This is a genomic window from Ruegeria sp. AA6 (genome assembly GCF_056542865.1).
The window spans coordinates 53,792-70,706 of record NZ_JBQGAN010000005.1 but is presented as its reverse complement, the minus strand read 5'-3'; the positions used below and the strand labels follow the sequence as shown (position 1 = coordinate 70,706).

The 16,915-nt window shown below is 55.5% G+C and carries 10 protein-coding genes and 1 pseudogene; 5 read left to right on the top strand and 6 right to left on the bottom strand.

The features are described 5' to 3' along the window. Positions 1–132: 132 nt before the first annotated feature. Both ACR0LN_RS08935 and ACR0LN_RS08930 read right to left on the bottom strand, forming a co-directional pair. Positions 133–801 (bottom strand): annotated as a pseudogene (locus ACR0LN_RS08935) (aldose epimerase family protein). After that, entirely contained in the window at positions 761–1,009 is a 249-nt protein-coding gene (locus ACR0LN_RS08930) for an aldose epimerase family protein (protein WP_480429138.1), read from the bottom strand. Before ACR0LN_RS08930 ends, ACR0LN_RS08935 begins: the two are co-directional and overlap by 41 nt. A 151-nt stretch (positions 1,010–1,160) precedes the next feature. Here ACR0LN_RS08930 and ACR0LN_RS08925 point away from each other — a divergent pair, with 151 nt between their 5' ends. From ACR0LN_RS08925 to ACR0LN_RS08915, 3 genes are all read left to right on the top strand, one after another. Then, complete coding sequence (locus ACR0LN_RS08925) at positions 1,161–4,703, top strand: ATP-binding protein (protein ID WP_480429136.1); 3,543 nt, start codon at positions 1,161–1,163, stop codon at positions 4,701–4,703. 30 nt (positions 4,704–4,733) lie between these two features. Further along, on the top strand, positions 4,734–4,991 hold the full coding sequence (locus ACR0LN_RS08920) for a DUF4242 domain-containing protein (RefSeq protein WP_480429135.1): 258 nt from the start codon (positions 4,734–4,736) through the stop codon (positions 4,989–4,991). A gap of 116 nt (positions 4,992–5,107) precedes the next feature. Beyond that, the gene (locus ACR0LN_RS08915; protein ID WP_480429134.1) at positions 5,108–6,523 is read left to right on the top strand and encodes an FAD-binding oxidoreductase; all 1,416 of its coding nucleotides are present in this window, start codon (positions 5,108–5,110) and stop codon (positions 6,521–6,523) included. A gap of 21 nt (positions 6,524–6,544) precedes the next feature. Here the strand turns inward: ACR0LN_RS08915 and ACR0LN_RS08910 are convergent, their stop codons facing one another. Together ACR0LN_RS08910 and ACR0LN_RS08905 are read right to left on the bottom strand one after the other, a co-directional pair. Next, a complete protein-coding gene (locus tag ACR0LN_RS08910; RefSeq protein ID WP_480429133.1) occupies positions 6,545–9,250 on the bottom strand; it encodes a DUF6493 family protein in 2,706 nt (901 codons plus the stop codon). Continuing rightward, positions 9,247–10,581 (bottom strand): SWIM zinc finger family protein, encoded by a 1,335-nt coding sequence (locus tag ACR0LN_RS08905; RefSeq protein ID WP_480429131.1) that lies wholly within the window; start codon positions 10,579–10,581, stop codon positions 9,247–9,249. The genes ACR0LN_RS08910 and ACR0LN_RS08905 overlap by 4 nt, the downstream gene beginning before the upstream one ends. Before the next feature lie 439 nt (positions 10,582–11,020). Between ACR0LN_RS08905 and ACR0LN_RS08900 the strand changes: the two genes are divergently transcribed. Then, positions 11,021–12,748: a type I secretion system permease/ATPase gene (locus ACR0LN_RS08900; protein WP_480429388.1), complete on the top strand. Its 1,728-nt coding sequence runs from the start codon at positions 11,021–11,023 to the stop codon at positions 12,746–12,748. Beyond that, positions 12,738–14,054, top strand: coding sequence for an HlyD family type I secretion periplasmic adaptor subunit (locus tag ACR0LN_RS08895; protein WP_480429130.1), 1,317 nt, complete (start codon positions 12,738–12,740; stop codon positions 14,052–14,054). Before ACR0LN_RS08900 ends, ACR0LN_RS08895 begins: the two co-directional genes overlap by 11 nt. A gap of 235 nt (positions 14,055–14,289) precedes the next feature. On the opposite strand, the gene ACR0LN_RS08890 is transcribed toward ACR0LN_RS08895, so the two are convergent. Both ACR0LN_RS08890 and ACR0LN_RS08885 read right to left on the bottom strand, forming a co-directional pair. Next, on the bottom strand, positions 14,290–14,991 hold the full coding sequence (locus tag ACR0LN_RS08890; RefSeq protein WP_480429128.1) for a response regulator transcription factor: 702 nt from the start codon (positions 14,989–14,991) through the stop codon (positions 14,290–14,292). Next, on the bottom strand, positions 14,991–16,886 hold the full coding sequence (locus tag ACR0LN_RS08885) for a PAS-domain containing protein (RefSeq protein ID WP_480429126.1): 1,896 nt from the start codon (positions 16,884–16,886) through the stop codon (positions 14,991–14,993). The genes ACR0LN_RS08890 and ACR0LN_RS08885 overlap by 1 nt, the downstream gene beginning before the upstream one ends. Positions 16,887–16,915 lie beyond the last annotated feature (29 nt).

Below are 16,915 nucleotides of genomic sequence, written 5' to 3'. Positions count from 1 at the left end.
ATGAGGGATCGAGCCCGCCCGGTCAACAGCCACAATCCTTTAGTCCACTAGAGGTCAGCCGAGACTCATGTCGGTAGAGTTTGTTCGGTTCCAAATGACGTTAAAATAGGAGGGGTTGTGCAGCGCATCAGGTCAGCACTGCGGTTCTGGTGCCAAGCCGGAGTAAGCGCGGAATGTTTCACCGGCCAGGATCCGTTTGTCAGGGTAGTTCATATGGGTCCCTGAATAGAACTGCAGACCCGGCTCTGTCGACGACAACTCCATCTGAATCCCCGAGTTCGAGGAAACCAGTACAGCGACAGGATTTTCCGCAGTACGCTGATCCGAAACGTAGAAATTGTGGTCGTAGGAACAGGCTCCGACCTTGCGTGGCTTACGGAAATCGAATTCAGTTTCTTGCACTGACGCGGGATCACCCAGAGGAATAAAGTCATCGTCAACCGGCAGATACCGATCAGTCGCAGTTTGCAGAATATGATCCTTTATGTGGCCGCGACCGCATTAATTGAAATACCAGTGTAGCGCCAAATTGCAGACCGTTGTGCAGTCCAAGCCTTCGATTTCGAGGCACAAACTGGATGGGCTTTCCACGCTATAGAGCGCAACGACATCCAACGCACCACCAAACACCATGTGACCGTCGGGCAAATTCAAGAAAAAGCTGGCGCTGCTTGCAGAATGGTGCGTGACCTCCCACAGTTGCCACGCGGCACCGTCCTGCCTCCGTGCAAGCAATGGCGACCCCGAAAATTTCGATCCATCAGAATTTGTCGCCTTCGTAATTATAGGTTCCGTTCGCATTTCTGTTCGCACACCGCCCTACAATTGGACCCAAGTACTCATCCTGGCGTAAGTATTCTGCCGGATCGCGCCAGCCCAGCACCAAGGGGTGCTCGATACCATCAAGGCGAAGGTCGCAGAGCGTCGCGCCCAAAGGAATCAGCTTTGCAGTCAAATCTCCGTTTGAATTTTGAACTACCTCAATTGCGCAAGCGTCAGTCTGCGGCATTCTCGTCTCCTGAAACCCTACGCCAATGGCATTTCAACTTTGTTGCAACATGATGCTCACAGCCTTGAGCGTCGAAGACGTTCGCGGTGCTTGGACCAAGTAAAAGAAGCGCTATCTTGATCCGGCTCCGAATCCTCCGCATGATCCCCCAATGGGCTTCGAGGTTGCTGGATGGCTGAAGACACTTGGGCTGGAGCAATATGTTGACGCATTTGCCCACAACGATATCGACGCGCGCGTTTTACCCCTGCTGACCAACGATGATCTGCGCGAGATCGGAGTCTCTTTGGGGCACAGAAAAATTCTATTGGCCGCTATACAGGCTTTGCGCGACACCGATCAGAGTGCCTCCTCGGTCCCTAGTGGTGAGCAAGCCCGCCCCCGAGAACAGGCGCACTCGGCAGCAGAACGGCGGCATCTGACAGTCTTGTTTGCCGATCTGGTCGGCTCGACAGAACTGACCAATCGCCTGGATGCCGAAGACATGCGGCTGTTGCTGCAAAACTACCAAGATGCCGTGGCAGGTGCCGTTACTCGATATGGCGGGTACGTCGCTAAGTATCTGGGCGACGGGCTATTGGTTTTCTTCGGCTGGCCGCACGCCTTTGAGGATCACGCCGTTCGCGCCGTCAAAGCTGCATTGGATGCGGTGCAACGCGTCAAAAGTTTGAAAACCCCTGATGGCCAGCCTGTCTCTACCCGCGTTGGCATAGCCAGCGGAGACGTTGTTGTCGGCGACACCGTAGGTGAGAACACCTATGAAGAAGGCGCCATGACCGGGGCCATCCTGAATCTCGCAGCACGCATCCAAGAAAAAGCCGCACCCAATACGATCGTTTTACCCAAAGAAGAAACCGAAACTACTCTACATCGGATCTTTGAGTTTTCGTCGATGGGAACGGTCTCTCTGAAGGGGTTTGAAGAACCGCGAACCTTGCTGCAAGTGGTCGCCGAACGTAGCGCCGAAAGTCGGTTTCGGGCCGCCCACAGGGAAGATGCGAGTAGTGTTCTGATTGGCAGGGAATTCGAGAAAGACATTCTGCATCAGACCTGGCAGAGGGTTCAAAGCGGACAGGGCGAAGTTGTTCTTCTTGCAGGTGAAGCCGGTATCGGCAAGTCGCGCCTGACCGAAGAATTCCTTAGCGACACCGGCATCGCCGAAAATGCAGATATCATTCGGCTGAATTGCTCGCCCTACCTGAACAGCAGCCCGTTTTACCCTGTCACTGAACGTATTTCGCAGGATGCCGGGGCCGGCCCGGATTATGACGATGACAGGGTCGTTGATCGCGTACGAACCATGTTGGAAACCCGCCCGGGGATCGAGCTTGATCAGGTCTTGCCGGTCTTTGCCGCACTGGTGGCACCCGGAAGCGATCTTGCGAAACACGTGCTGAACCTGTCGCCGCAGGAACAGCGGGATCTGACCATTCAGACCTTGATTAACACGGTGAAAGCCCGCTCTGCCGTTCGTCCTGTTATTTTGTGTGTTGAGGACGCGCATTGGATCGACCCTTCGACCCGCGCGCTGCTACACCGGTTCAAATCCATCTGTACGGATCTACCTCTGATGATCTTGGTCACGCATCGACCGGGGTGGGACATGGATCGAGACGAAGGCGATGCCCATGTGCACACGCTGCACCTTCGCCGCTTTGATACGGCCCATGTGGCCAACCTGATCCGCAATGTATCTGGGGTTGAGCCCGACGACCGCCTTGTGGCCCTGATTGTTGAAAAAACCGACGGTGTGCCACTGTTTGTTGAAGAGATGACCCGCACCATGATGGATGCCGGGGAACCGGGACGGATCTCGGTTCCTTCATCCCTGAAAGGTGCTTTGATGGCTCGGCTTGACGCCGTTTCTGCTGGCGCCAAACAGGTAGCTCTGACCGGCTCGGTGATCGGGCGAGAATTTGAGCCCTCGCTTCTGCGCCAGGCCATGGCCACCGACAGCGCAACCGTGCAAGCCGGGTTGGACGAGCTGTGCAAATCAGGCTTGATCTTTGAAAGCGGCCACAACAAGGATCACTTCGTCTTTCGCCACGCCCTGATCCGCGACACTGCCTATCAATCTATGCTCAGTGCCACTTGCAGGGCGCAACACGCAGATGTTGCCAAAGCCTTGATCGAGTTGCGATCTGCCGAGATTGCCCGTCGACCCGAACTAGTTGCCCACCACCTGACCCAAGCTGAAGATTGGGCCGCCGCCTTTCCGCGTTGGAAGTCTGCAACCGAAATGGCTTTGGCCCGCTCGGCTAGCCAAGAGGCGATGGCCAGCGCCAAAGAAGCCATGAATGCCGCGCAAAAACTGGGCCCAAACAACAAGGTTGAAGAAATTCAGGGTCAGATTTTGATGGGTCGAAGCTTGGACAGCGTTGGGCGATTGCCCGAGGGAGTCAGCCTGCTCAAAGAAGCCTCAGACGCAGCCCGCGAGTTAGGAAACGCTGAACTGGCTGCGGATATCGCTGGCTATTTCGCCGATTCCTGTATGATGTCCAGCGAAAGGCACGATGAAGCCATCGAAGTGTGTCTGGACGCACTGTCCAATTTGCCGCCAAGCGACGAAGTTCGCCAATGCGGACTGCAAAGTCAGCTCGCTCGGGCCTATATGTTCGTCGGGCAACTCAATGAGGGCGCGCGCTATGGCCAGAACGCCATGGAACTGGCGGCCCGGTTGGGAGACTACAAGGCCCAGTTTTCCGTCATGATGATGCGGTACGCGGCACCGTTTATCGCAAGACGAGAATATGAAACACGCGATTGGCGTGAAAACCTTGAGGCGATGCATACAGTCGCAGAAAAACTGGGAACGATCGACCAGGGTCGGGACCGGACGCTGAGCCTTTTTGTCGGCGCCGAGATGGCGGACCGGCAATTGATGGACCATTCGCTGCGCCTGCTGACGGAAGTGTCGCAAAAGGACAACCACTTGCAGCTTTATTGGGTGCAAACCCACGCCCGCGCAATGGTGGCCATTATGGATGGTCAATTTGATCAAGCCGAACAATTCGCCAATGAGGCCGTCCAGATTGGACGGCAAACGCACGGCAAGCATGTTGAGGGCGTTTTTGGCGTCCAGATGTTCACCATTCGCCGCGAACAAAGCCGCCTGCATGAGGTCGCGCCAGTCATCAAACAGCTCATGTCCGAAAGCCCCGAGGACCAAACCTGGAAACCCGGCTTCGGTCTGATTGCAGCGGAGCTGGGCTATGCCGAAGCCGCTGAGCGTATCCTGAATGAATTGGCGGAAAGCGGGTTCGCCCTGCCGCCGGACGCGATGTATTCCACCACGCTATCGTATTTGGCCGATATCTGTGTAGAGGTCCAAAACAGAGATCACGCCCAAACTCTGTTTGACTTGTTGAAACCGTTCGAAGATCTGACCATCACCGCCGGAGCTACGACAGTTTGCACGGGATCAGCCGCCCGGCGGCTGGGCAATTTGGCCGCATTGCTTGGGGATTGGCAAGCGGTTGAAAGGCTGTTCACCAAGGCCATCAAGATCGACACCGACATGGCGTGCCCGCCCTGGATCGCCCACAGCAAAGCAGCATACGCTCGGGCTTTGCGCTGCCGTGGTAGTAAGCAGGATTACGATCTGGCCCTGCACCTCGAGGCAGATGCGTTGGCAACAGCCCAGAAATTGAGTATGGTTTCCCTCAGGTCAAGACTCGAAGGGCCTGCGAGTTAAAACCCTGACAACATGCTCTGGGGGGTGCATATGCCAAGGTATATTATCGAACGTAATTTCGCTGAACAGCTGAATCTCAGCGAGGCGGACAAAGCTCATATCAAAGAAATCAATGACGAGACGGGCATTGAGTGGATTTTCTCGTTTCTAAGTGCTGACAAACGCAAAACTTATTGCCTGTACGAAGCACCCGATGAGGAAAGCCTGAGAAAAGCAGCCGAACGGCTGAACGTTCCAGCCGATGTCATTACCCCGGTGGATCAGATCGACCCCGGCATCTTCGCCTAATTCTGTTCAATAGCGCGGCGCGCTGGATCGTCAGTGGCCAGCAGACGCGCATTCTGTGCAATTCAATTGAGGCAGTCAGACAAGAAACCCTCCCTACGCAAGGAAGGTTAAAAGGCATGTTTGACTTAAAGACACTGGATGGCGGTGCGGCCACTGTAGATCAGGCCGCGCTGGATACGCTAAACGCGTCGCTCAGAGGGGGCGTTCACCTGCCCGGCAGCCCTGAATATGACGACGCCCGCACAACCTGGAACAGCGTCGTGGACCGCCGCCCTGGCTTTGTCATCCGCGCCTTCGGGGCCAGCGATGTGCAAAAAGCAGTGAACTTCATCCGCGAGACTGGATTGATCATGTCTGTGCGCTCTGGTGGCCACCAGATTGCCGGGCACGCTGTTGCAGACGATGCGGTTATGCTGGACCTGTCGCAGATGCGTTCGGTGCATGTCGATCCTTTGGCCAGAACCGCGCGCGTGGCACCTGGCGCGGTACTGGGGGACGTGGATCGCGAAACTCAGGCGCATGGCCTGGCGGTTCCGGTCGGCATCAATGGCACAACTGGAATTGCTGGCCTGACCTTGGGCGGCGGGTTCGGTTGGACAACACGCAAATTTGGCATGACCATCGACAATCTGATTTCGGCCGAAGTGGTTACAGCAGACGGTGCCATCGTCCATGCCTCGGCCAATAGCCACCCCGATCTTTTCTGGGCCATCCGAGGAGGGGGCGGCAACTTTGGCGTAGTAACGTCCTTTGAGTTTCAGCTACATCCGCTTGGCCCCGAAGTCCTGTCAGGACTGGTGGTGCACCCGATTGAGGCCGCCCCGGACCTGCTGGCCCAATTCGTTCAAATTGCAGACACAGCGCCGGATGAACTGACGGTTTGGGCCGTAATGCGCATGGCACCTCCCCTACCCTTCCTGCCCCAAGAATGGCATGGGCGCGAAGTTCTGATCTTCGCCGCCTGCTATGCCGGAGCGATGGCGGACGGTGAAGCGGCGATGGCCGAATTGCGCAGCATGGGCGATCCAATTGTGGATGTTATCTCGCCACACGCGTTTGTGGACTGGCAATCCGCGTTTGACCCATTGCTGGCGCCCGGCGCGCGCAACTATTGGAAAAGTCATGATTTCAGCACCCTGACGTCCGACGCGATTTCTGGCCTGCTTGAGGGAATTGCCAACCTACCTGACCCCGCCTCGGAAGTTTTCATCGCCCACGTTGGTGGTGCCATGGCCCGCATACCCGCCGACGCCACCGCTTATCCTGAACGCTCTGCGCATTTTATCATGAACGTGCACAGTCGTTGGGAAGACCCGAACAAGGATGAAGCCTGCATCAATTGGGCCCGTGCACTTTATGATCGGATGACCCCGCATGCCACTGGCAGTGCCTATGTCAACTTCATGCCTGCGGATCAGAGTGAGGCAACGGCCGGTGCCTACGGCGCCAACGGCGACAAACTTGCCGAGGTAAAGCGAAAATACGACCCGAACAATCTGTTCCGGATCAATCATAATATCCAGCCAGCCTGACCGTTGGATCAATCCCGCGCGTCAGGTCACGTTTCGCTGAAATGCTACGATCTGACGCGCAAATTTTCCCGATTTTCCGCCAGCTTTTACACCCTGCAACGCGGTCCGAGAATCCGCCGATGAAATCCCCTCACCGGACGCGATACAGAGTTCGTACAGCAACTCCAGGATTCCACCCAAATCACGTGGAAGCGCAGTTGGCAGGTCAAACATCATTGCTCCCAACGCTTTTTTTATTTCCAGCGTATGTAGATCGGACGTTCCAGCGACTTCGGCCACTCGTTTGGTCCAACGTCGCAAAGGCAGGCCAGCACTAAAAACAAGAGAATGCGCAGCAGAACCAAAAACACTCGGTTCAAATTGCTGCTGCGCAATCAACGTAGCCATTGCATCAATTGTGGTCGTTCCGATGCCCTCATCCGCGCTGGCCAGATACCAAGCAAGCATGGCATGAGCCATCTGTCCGGGCTTAGGATCGGGCCGGAACAGCGGGTCCAGAAACATCAGACAGTGATGGTTCGTCAGTTTTTGATCAAGTTCCAGTTCGAAAATTCCGGCTGAAAAGAACAACTCGGAATGAGCTGGTCGGATCAGGCCAACCCAAGGGTTTAGATGCGTCATCCAACTGGCACCTGGGTCGGCTCCGTATGTGTGCTCGAATTTTGACGGCAACGCAAAACCCAACGTGGCATCCACGTTCGCGGGGATTGGTGGGTTCACACTCAGTTTGGGCCGAGGCCAGACATAAGGCTCGATCCGCCGAATATCTGCATGAAAGCCATAGTTGGCCGGCACACCCAAACCGGGGATGGGTTCGCCAACCATCTTTTGAATAGAGGAATCCGCGCGCAGTGGAGCGGTCGAGGACCAGGCAATTGTCCATAACTGCTTATCTGTTTCAGGCGCAATATTGGCCCCCAGCGTATAGGCCAAGGCGCGCTCGGCCTCACTCTGTGGCATGAAACCATTCAGAGCAATGTCTCGCCCTTCGGGTGCAAGGCGCATCAATGCCAGTTTAAAGTCAGCATCACCGGTTTGAACGCCAAGATTTCGATAGTGCTGCAACCGATCAATTAGTTTGCTTGCGGCGAGATACCCGCGATTGTCCGTGGGCGCTGACAACATAGGAACCGCAAAGCCACGCCGCACGAAACCCAACAGTTCCTTGGCCCGCGCTGCGAACATCCCCTCAAAACTATTCCGCTCGACCGTAAGCGGCACATGCCCGTGATAGCGGGGCACTAGAAAGGATTGCATTTCGGTGTCGAAATCCGTTCCGTTGGCCCATGCCAAAGCCGTTGCCAAAACGGATCTTTCAAACGTCCCGGATGTATTGAACGCATTGTCCAACGCGCGTTTTTGCAACTGGGCAGCCCGCTTTGCCAGCGGCGACAATAATAACTGCGCGGTCGCACCAAACCGTACCACTCCGTCATAGGCGCGCTCAATCAGAAACGGATCATCGGGGTTTTCCAATAGCTCCAGAAAAACCGCCGCCGCCTCCTCGGCCGATGTGACGGGTTCAATGGCCGCCAAGGTCGCCAAAGATAAGTCTGGTTGCGGAGGCGACACGACAGAACCAGTTGCCAAAACAATTGGCACCCGTGCCTGCACCGATGGTGCCAACACATCCACATAATCGCGCAACTTGTCCTGAACGTCCGGGGAGTTTTGCTGATTAAGGGTCTCAATTAGATCCAACGCGCGCGCCTGAACATCTGCAGCTTCGGAAATCAGGGCCGAGACAGCCAAAAGGGCGATTTCAGACGCCCTTTCAGGATTGCGTTTGGCGCAGGATTTCAGCAATTGCAAAGCCGTATTGGCACTTGTTTTCTGTCGGCTTTGCAATGCAGGCTCGATAGAAGACATCAGGGCATCAGGGTCTATTACGTGTTTTTTATCAATTTGCTTCAATATCTTGAGCGCAAAGGCCACGGTTGGTGGCACCGCACTGGTAAGCAGATCAAGGTATCGCGTCACTCGGTCGTGCATTTCTGCATCCGAGGGGCAAAGCTCAGTATGAAACCGTGAATACCAGCCAGCCCGAAACTGACCAAAATCCCGCTCCAGCGCATCCAGAGAGGTATCTAACGCACGGCTTCGATCCAAGGTGCCATCTTGGCACAACCCTATCAGGACTTCCGTCCAAGATGCTCCCGGACCACAGTATTTATCATGCGCAGCAAGGCTGAGGTCTCCGCCGCCTTCGACTTCAAAAAAGCGCCAGACGTCCTGATTTAGGAATTGCGCGCGCGCCTGCGACGGCACCGCTGCTTCTTGCGCGTAGTAGCCCAGAATGTACGCCTCGGTTTGCGGAATATTGCACAACCCTTCGTGACTCAACGCATGGATCGTTTGGATCAGGCGGGGGTTGTCTTCGACTGCAGCCTCGGCCCAAGCATCCATCCAGCTAAGCTTGAGAGCGCGGAAAACGTCTGCCAACGGAACCGTGCGCGGCAGAATTTGCCAATCTCCGCATTTGTACTCCGAGGGGCGCGCGGTCGCCAGAACGGCGACCCCCAAGGCCTCGCCATCTTTCGCAATATCAGGGAACCGTTTCTTTCCGTTGAACTGACTATCCCAGTAAGCTTTTTCATAGGCCTTCTGCGTTTTCAAAGCGGTGGGCGCAAAGGCGCGACGGTCAGCTTCAGGTATCGCCGCAAGGACTTTTAGAACCTTGGATGCGCGCTTGGTTGTTATCAGCTTCAAGAACTCTGCGTCCGTCATTCTGAATGCTCCAACGCTATTTCCACGGCCAGAATATGCTTGCATGGACCTCGCGTGCTTTTGTTCTTGGAATACCATGGGCAGGTGCAACTGGGACCGTCATCATCAAATCGAACACGATGCACGACGGCATCGCTAATCACATCTACCCCGTCCTGCAGAAGTGTTACCGCGTTTTGATCAACCAGCTTGCGGGCAGCCTCAAGGCGCGGGTTCATTGCATGCACCCTGCCCATATCAAAGGGCAAAACGCGATGAAACCAGGCAGACTGGGTCAGATCAAACCCGACAAGACCTGATGACGCCAGATGCGACATAGCGATGTTCAGTTGATCGCCGGATAGGTCGCCACTCTGCGCGAGCGACGGCAAATCCAACTCGTCCTGCCAATTCAACTGGGCGCGCAATGCGGCTACATCAACATCTTCTTGCGCTAGATCGTATAGCAGCCGCCCGTCACCCGAGAAGCCACGCCAGGGTTCGGCATTCACAACCAGACATAATCTTTGAGACCCAAAGTCCAGCACCCAGGCCGAGCTTTGCAAAGCCGCATTGCCATAAACATGCAGAGCCCTGGCCTTACCGACCAGGGATTCCAACACCCGCAGACGATGCCCGCCGCGCAGCAGTACACTATTGTCAACGGGACGCGCTGATGTACGCGCGTTGTTACCGACGCGCCGCACCCAAACCTGATGGCCAGACTTAGAACGCGGCAAGCTGCGCATAAACCTTTGCGCCGATACGGTCGGCAGCGAGAACACGCGTTCCATGCCTGAAAGATGAGCCTGCACCTCGGCAAAGCCTTTTACCCACCGCACAGGCAACGGGACCTTACGCTCGGTGACGACACCCTTCTCATGAGATAAGCCGACCTTATCTGACCCGATGGTGATCTCTAGTCGGCTATCGACCTTGGTTTGCGCAAGCAAGGCGCGCAGCTCTGACCCGAAGTCTACATTGGTGGTACCTTTACTGCAGCGCTCGATCTCAAGCGCATCATCATCGATGTCCAGCCGAATATATGCGCTGCAACAGGCCGAAAAACCTTCGAACCTCACGGTGCTCCTGCCAACGGTGGCAACCGGGTCTGCCTCGCGCAAGATCCGAGACAGCATTGAAGGTGGCGCATAGAACCGTGAACCGACGATTTCAGAAACTGCCCGCAAAGATTTAGCGGTTACATCGGGCGTTTTTGCGAAAGCAGTCAGGTAAACTTGTGGTCTGCCCTCACTTGCCTGGTCCGTTGCCAGAAACAACATGTGCCTGTTGTTTTGTCCGGTCAGAGACGATCGTCTGACGTAGCTGTAAACGTGGTCAATTCCGCTCATTCACGAACTCTCTCGTCCAATCGCATGGAAACATCGGCCGCAGTCAAAAATGCCCAAAATATTCAAAAAATCATTGGTGCAAACAAACACCGAGAAATTGTCAATAATTTGTCTCACGCACTAATCTGCACGAAAAGGGAAATGGGCATTTGGCTCGAATGTTCCAGAGAGGTTTTGTCTGGCGCATCCAAATGGCCGGCCGGGTTTCGATGTGCCGCTTTCATTTCTTACTTCTTCGGCGGAATCCAGTTTGAATTCGGCGTAATTTGGCGCATACGTTTTAGTTACGGAATCGTTGATTGACGAACCAGTTCATTTCTTTAATCCACCAGTTCTCGCTTTTTTCGGCATTGCGGCATAAACTGAAAACAACCGCCCGGAAAGAGCACAATAGCCGCTGTTAACACCAAAGGCCCTGTTCGTGAACACTCTAAACCGCATGATGCCGCCCCGCCATGAACTACGTAAGGTGCGCAATCAAGGAATAACCTTTCTGGCCCTGGCGTTCCTGTTCAGTATCTTCGTCAACTTGCTGATGCTGACCGGGCCTTTGTTCATGCTGCAGGTCTATGACCGAGTGCTGAGTTCGCGGTCAGTCGAAACACTTACAGCATTGTTTTTGCTGGTCATGCTGCTCTATGGCCTGATGGCAATGCTGGATTTTGCCCGTGGACGCATCGTTGCACGGTTTGGAGCCCGTTTTCAGTCGCAGCTGGACGAACGCGTGTTTGACGCCACTATGCGGCGCGCATTGCTTCCAAAGGCGCGGTCCGCACCAGCGACTGGACTACGCGATCTGGAAGCCATTCAAAATTTGTGTTCCTCACCGGTTTTGTTGGCCGTAATGGATATTCCTTGGACACCGGTCTTTTTGGCCGCGATTTTTCTGTTTCATCCGTTGCTTGGCTGGCTGGCCGTCGCGGGTGGTCTCGTGCTGATCCTGATCGCCTTGTTGAACCAACGATTGACGCATCGCAAGGTGGCATCGGCACAACGGGCATCAGCCCAAGCCAACGCTTTTTCCGAGCGGGCCAGACAAGCTGCCGAAGTTGTTCGTTCGCAAGGAATGCAAGCGGACATCACTCATCGCTGGCAAAAGCAGAGAACCGACGCGCTGAGCCAAACTATCGCCACCAGTGACTGGACCGGCAGCTTTACTTCATTGACCAAGTCAATGCGGCTGTTTTTGCAATCTGCGATGCTGGCGCTCGGCGCATGGCTTGTATTGCGCAACGAAATGACCCCTGGGGCGATGATTGCCGGATCGATCCTGCTGGGGCGGGCGCTTGCGCCGGTTGAACAGGCGGTCGGCCAATGGGGAATGGTGCAAAGAGCCCGAACCGCCTGGACTTCATTGAACCAGTTTCTGGATGCTACACCACCCGAAGCCCCGCGCACCAAACTGCCTGTACCCAAGGGCCAGCTTACTGCAAAAGAGTTGACCGTAATTCCGCCAGGTGCCAGCAAGCCGACGCTGCGCAACGTCACATTGCGCCTTGAGCCGGGCAAGGCCCTCGGCGTGATCGGCAAGAGCGGATCTGGAAAGTCCACACTGGCCAAGGCACTTTTGGGCCTTTGGCAACCCGCTGCCGGAGAAATCAGGTTAGGTGGCGCGACATTGGATCAATATGACCCGACGGATTTGGGTCAACATATCGGCTACTTGCCGCAAGAGGTCACTCTGTTCAACGGGACAGTGGCTGAAAACATTGCCCGCATGTCAGAACACCCCGACCCCGAGGCCGTTGTCGCAGCAGCTAAAAAAGCCAACGCACACGAGTTGATCCTGTCGCTGAGCAAAGGTTACGACACGTTTCTGGAGGGCAATGACAGTCAGCTATCCGGCGGCCAAAAGCAACGTATTGCACTGGCCCGTGCGCTTTATGGCGACCCGGTTCTGCTCATTCTCGACGAGCCCAACTCGGCGCTGGATGCCGATGGGACCGAAGCGCTGAACGCGGCTGTGCGCGGGCTGAAAATGGCTGGCAAAGCGGCCATCATCATGACGCATCGCCCGCAGGCGATCTCGGAATGTGACGATCTGGCGGTAGTCGAAAAAGGCCAGGTCGTGAAAACCGGAAGCCGAGATGAGGTATTGGGCGCAATGGTTCAGAACGCCAGCGCAATCAAACGTGGCCTTAGTCAGGTGAAAAAAGATGCAGGATAATGCGGATAACAATATGCGCCCCGTATGGCACATCACTATTCCGGCTATCGTTGGCTTTACAGCGCTGGCAATATTGATTGGCGGGTTGGGTGTTTGGGCAGTCCAGACGCGTCTGGCTGGGGCCATCATTTCGCAGGGAAACATCGAAGTTCAAAGCAACCGACAAGTGATCGAACACCCGGACGGAGGTGTCGTGGGTGAAATTTTCGTCCGCGACGGTGATCTTGTTGCTGACGGTGAATTGCTGGTGCGTCTGGACGATACGTTCCTGTCCTCGGAAAAAGCCATCGTTGAATCTCAGCTTTTTGAGTTGATGGCGCGCAAAGTCCGGCTGGAAGCCGAGCGCGACGGCGGCGGTTTGGAAACTGTGGTGCCTCAGTTGGCCGCGCTTCAAGAGCAGGAAAGCATCGATCCTGAGCTGATTGCCGGGCAAAGGCGTTTGTTTGAGGCGCGCCTGGACACCATGAACCAGCAAATCGAGCAACTGGGAAAACAGCGAGACCAGATTGAGGACGAAATCAAGGGCACCGAAGCTCAGCTGGTGTCTTTGCGTCGCCAGGTCGAACTCATTCAGGATGAGCTGAAGGATCAACAAAGCTTGCTTTCTCGCGGCCTCACCTCTGCCAGCCGCGTATCTGCTCTGCAGAGAGAAGACGCCAACCTGACTGGTCAAATTGGCCAGTTGGAATCCACCATCGCGCGTCTGACAGGCCAGATCGCCGCCACCGAAATTGAAATTGTCGAATTATCCGCGACGCGACGCGAACAGGCGATTACCGAGTTGCGGGATGTGCAAGCGCGGATCTCAGAACTGGCCGAGCGCCGTCTAACGTTGAATGTAAGACTTTCGCGGTTGGATATTCGATCACCTGTCGCGGGAACGGTTTACGGAAGTCAGGTCTTTGCGCTGCAATCGGTGATCCAGCCAGCGGAACCAATGATGTATATCGTTCCTCAGGATACCCCCCTATTGGTGGCCGCACGCGTGGATGCTATTCATGTGGATCAGCTGCATATCGGTCAGCCAGTATCCTTGCGCTTTCCGGCCTTCAACCAGCGTGAAACGCCCGAGATTGATGGCCGAGTGATCACGGTTTCAGCGGATACGTTCACAGACGATGCCACAGGACAAACCTTCTATCGCGCCGAGGTCATTCCCGAAGACAACCAGATTGAGCGTCTGAACGGGCAGCCGTTGCTGCCGGGCATGCCTGTGGAAACCATGATCAAGACCGACGAAAGAACTCCGCTATCTTACTTAGTCAAACCGTTGACTGACTACTTCAACAGGGCCTTCCGCGAGTAATCAGAAAGCCACTCTCAGACCTGGTACTAATTTCCCAAAAGGGTGGTGTCGAAGACGACACCACTCGGGATTTCTCCCAGTGCAGTCCCCGTTGACCGTACCCAACCCGTATTTCAAGCCCAGATGCGCGATTGCAAAAACCAGCTGGGTTAATCCTGCCTCCTGACCTTAGAACTCCCGACGCAATTCGAAAAATTTGAGGGTTCTAATCTGTTGATCAAATTTGATCGTCAACTTACTGCCACTCAACATCTCCGAGGAATATATATCCGGCACCGTAAATGGTCTTGATCAGGCGCGGGTTTTTTGGATCTTCCCCCAGTTTCGTACGCAAGCGCGAGATACGTACATCCATGGCGCGATCAAAACTTTCACCAGCGGCGCCGCCAAAAGTTTCTTGCATCTGCGCACGGCTGATCAGGCGTTTCGGGCTTTCCAGAAACAGGCGTAAAACCTCACCTTCAGCGTGGCTGAACGGAAATTCCTCTCCACTGCCATCCACGAGAACATAGCGATCAAAATACGCCGTCCAACCGTTGAAGTGGGCCACTTCTAATTGTGGGGCCTGTGTTCGTGGTGACCTTAGCCTGGCACGAATTCGGGCTACCACCTCGGCCGGGTCAAACGGCTTGGTGATATAGTCATCCGCCCCAAGCTCTAGCCCGGTAACGCGATCCTGCACCTGCGCGCGACCGGAAATAATGATAACCGCGGCGCCCTGCTCCAGCGCCAAACGATGAACAAGCGCCAACCCGTCGGTGTCTGGTAGGGAAAGGTCAACCAGGCATACATCCGGTGTCACCCTTTTCAGCGCGGCTTCGAATTCCCGCGCCCTGGCAAAACTCTGGGTGCGAAAACCAGCTTCTTCCAAAGCATCAGTCAAAACACGCCGAATTTCGGGCTCATCGTCGACAATGGTAACCAGCGGTTGGTTCATCAGGCAGCCTCGTTTCGGATCAGAGAGGACAATTGCGCGCGCGTGAACGGCTTGCGCAGCACTGGCGCAAGTGTCAGTGCTTGCTGGTGCAACGGGTCGGAATATGGCAGAGACGTCATCAGCAAACAGGGCAACCCCGGCTTAAGTTTGGCCAAAAGGTCCAGCCCCGTGCCCTGCCCTTCCAGACGAATATCCGACAGCACAAAAGCGATTTCGTCGATATTGTCTGTCAGCGCCAAAGCCTCACCGACCGAAATTGCTTCGACCACAGAGTACCCTAGCTCAATGAGCATATCACGAAACTGCCCGCGTAATTTGTCGCTGTCTTCGACCAACAACACCAAGCCTTCCTGCATAGGTGGTGCCGGGCGATAGGGTAATCTCATAGCCACAGTCGCGCCCGAAGGGGTGTTGCGCAGGTTCAGATCTCCGCCAGCAAGCTTTACGGTGTCATAGACCATCGGCAGACCCAACCCGGAGCCTTTGCTGCCCTTGGTGGTAAAGAAGGGGTTCAGTGCCTTTTCCAGACCTTCCGTGGAAAAGCCCGGGCCAGTGTCGGACACCCCGATCTCAATCCAAATGTCGCCGATTTTATGTGCGCTGATCGTGATCTGCCCGAACCCACCACATGCATCTCGGGCATTCAGAACCAGGTTCAACAAGGCATCCTGAAGCATGCCAGGGTCCAACATCAGTGCTTCGTTCGGCAGCGTATTCACCACGGACAGTCCAACACCACGCGGTAAGGATGGAGACGCGAGTACACGCAGATCCTCTAACAAACCGCGCATATCGGTCGCTTTCGGCTGCAGCGTCCGATTGCCCGTCATATCAGCGATCCGGTTCAGCAACTGCCCACCCCGTCGTGCGGTTTGCTGGGTGGCCGCCACAAGCTCTTGCGCGTCCTTAGGTAAGTTCATTTTTTCCAACCGGGACTGCATGCCCAGAATAATCGTCAGCAGGTTCGAGAAATCATGCGCCAAACCGCTGGTCATCTGAGCGGCCATCTCGCGGCGCCGGGTTTGTTGCAACGCAACGCGCGCCTGCGTTTCCTCGGTGATATCCACCGACATCACGTAGACGCCCCCCTCGCCATCCGGGGAAAACGAGACACGAATACGGCGGGAATCCTGATCCTCGGTGAACTCAAAAACCGAGGTTTCGCCGCCGTAGGCTTTTTGCAAGTGAGGCTCGACACGTGCGAAAGCCGCAGCCCCCAGTGCCTCGGATATATGCATTCCCAGGATTTCGGACGGACGACCGGGCATGACAGAACTGAGCCTGCGGTTCGAATAATCGTACCGCCCGTCACGGTCCAGATGAGCAATATGCGCCGGCATCATCTCGGTGGTCATGCGCGTGCGAGCTTCGATCTCGGTCAGCTGGCGCTTGGCCTCTTCCAGGGCCGTGTTGGTGGCAGCAAGTTTGCGATTGGCGCCTGACAACTCTTCGGCCCGATCCAGCAATTGGTCAGACAGCTCTTCGGACCGGGCGCGCAGCAATGCTTCGGCCTGTTTGGTGTTGGTGATATCGGTATAGACCGAAACCCACCCCCCTTTGGGCAATGGGGCCCCTTCAACCGAAATCACACTTCCGTTGGCGCGAACACGTTCCATATAGTGAGGTTCGAACGCAAGCGCTTGCCGGACTCGCAGGTCAACGGCGTCTTCGACATCAATATCTGTGCCGTATTCACCATGGCTGGCCAGATAGCGGATCGTTTCGCTGAACGCCGCGCCGGGCTGTACCAATTCATCCGGCAATTCGAACATATCCTGAAAGCGGCGATTGCTGACCACCAGCCGCAATTGGCTATCATAGATCGACAAAGCTTGACCGATCAGGTTCAGACCCGCAGTCGTCATCGCCTTTATCTGCTGTTCAGTAATGTCCAAATTAGCCCTCCCCGTGATCCATGCGTAGC

Excerpts from the sequence above, each read along its gene's own strand:
- ACR0LN_RS08930 (WP_480429138.1), bottom strand. The coding sequence starts at position 1,009 with ATGCCGCAGACTGACGCTTGCGCAATTGAGGTAGTTCAAAATTCAAAC.
- ACR0LN_RS08900 (WP_480429388.1), top strand. The coding sequence starts at position 11,021 with ATGATGCCGCCCCGCCATGAACTACGTAAGGTGCGCAATCAAGGAATA.
- ACR0LN_RS08895 (WP_480429130.1), top strand. The coding sequence starts at position 12,738 with ATGCAGGATAATGCGGATAACAATATGCGCCCCGTATGGCACATCACT.
- ACR0LN_RS08920 (WP_480429135.1), top strand. The coding sequence starts at position 4,734 with ATGCCAAGGTATATTATCGAACGTAATTTCGCTGAACAGCTGAATCTC.
- ACR0LN_RS08915 (WP_480429134.1), top strand. The coding sequence starts at position 5,108 with ATGTTTGACTTAAAGACACTGGATGGCGGTGCGGCCACTGTAGATCAG.
- ACR0LN_RS08910 (WP_480429133.1), bottom strand. The coding sequence starts at position 9,250 with ATGACGGACGCAGAGTTCTTGAAGCTGATAACAACCAAGCGCGCATCC.
- ACR0LN_RS08890 (WP_480429128.1), bottom strand. The coding sequence starts at position 14,991 with ATGAACCAACCGCTGGTTACCATTGTCGACGATGAGCCCGAAATTCGG.
- ACR0LN_RS08905 (WP_480429131.1), bottom strand. The coding sequence starts at position 10,581 with ATGAGCGGAATTGACCACGTTTACAGCTACGTCAGACGATCGTCTCTG.
- ACR0LN_RS08925 (WP_480429136.1), top strand. The coding sequence starts at position 1,161 with ATGGGCTTCGAGGTTGCTGGATGGCTGAAGACACTTGGGCTGGAGCAA.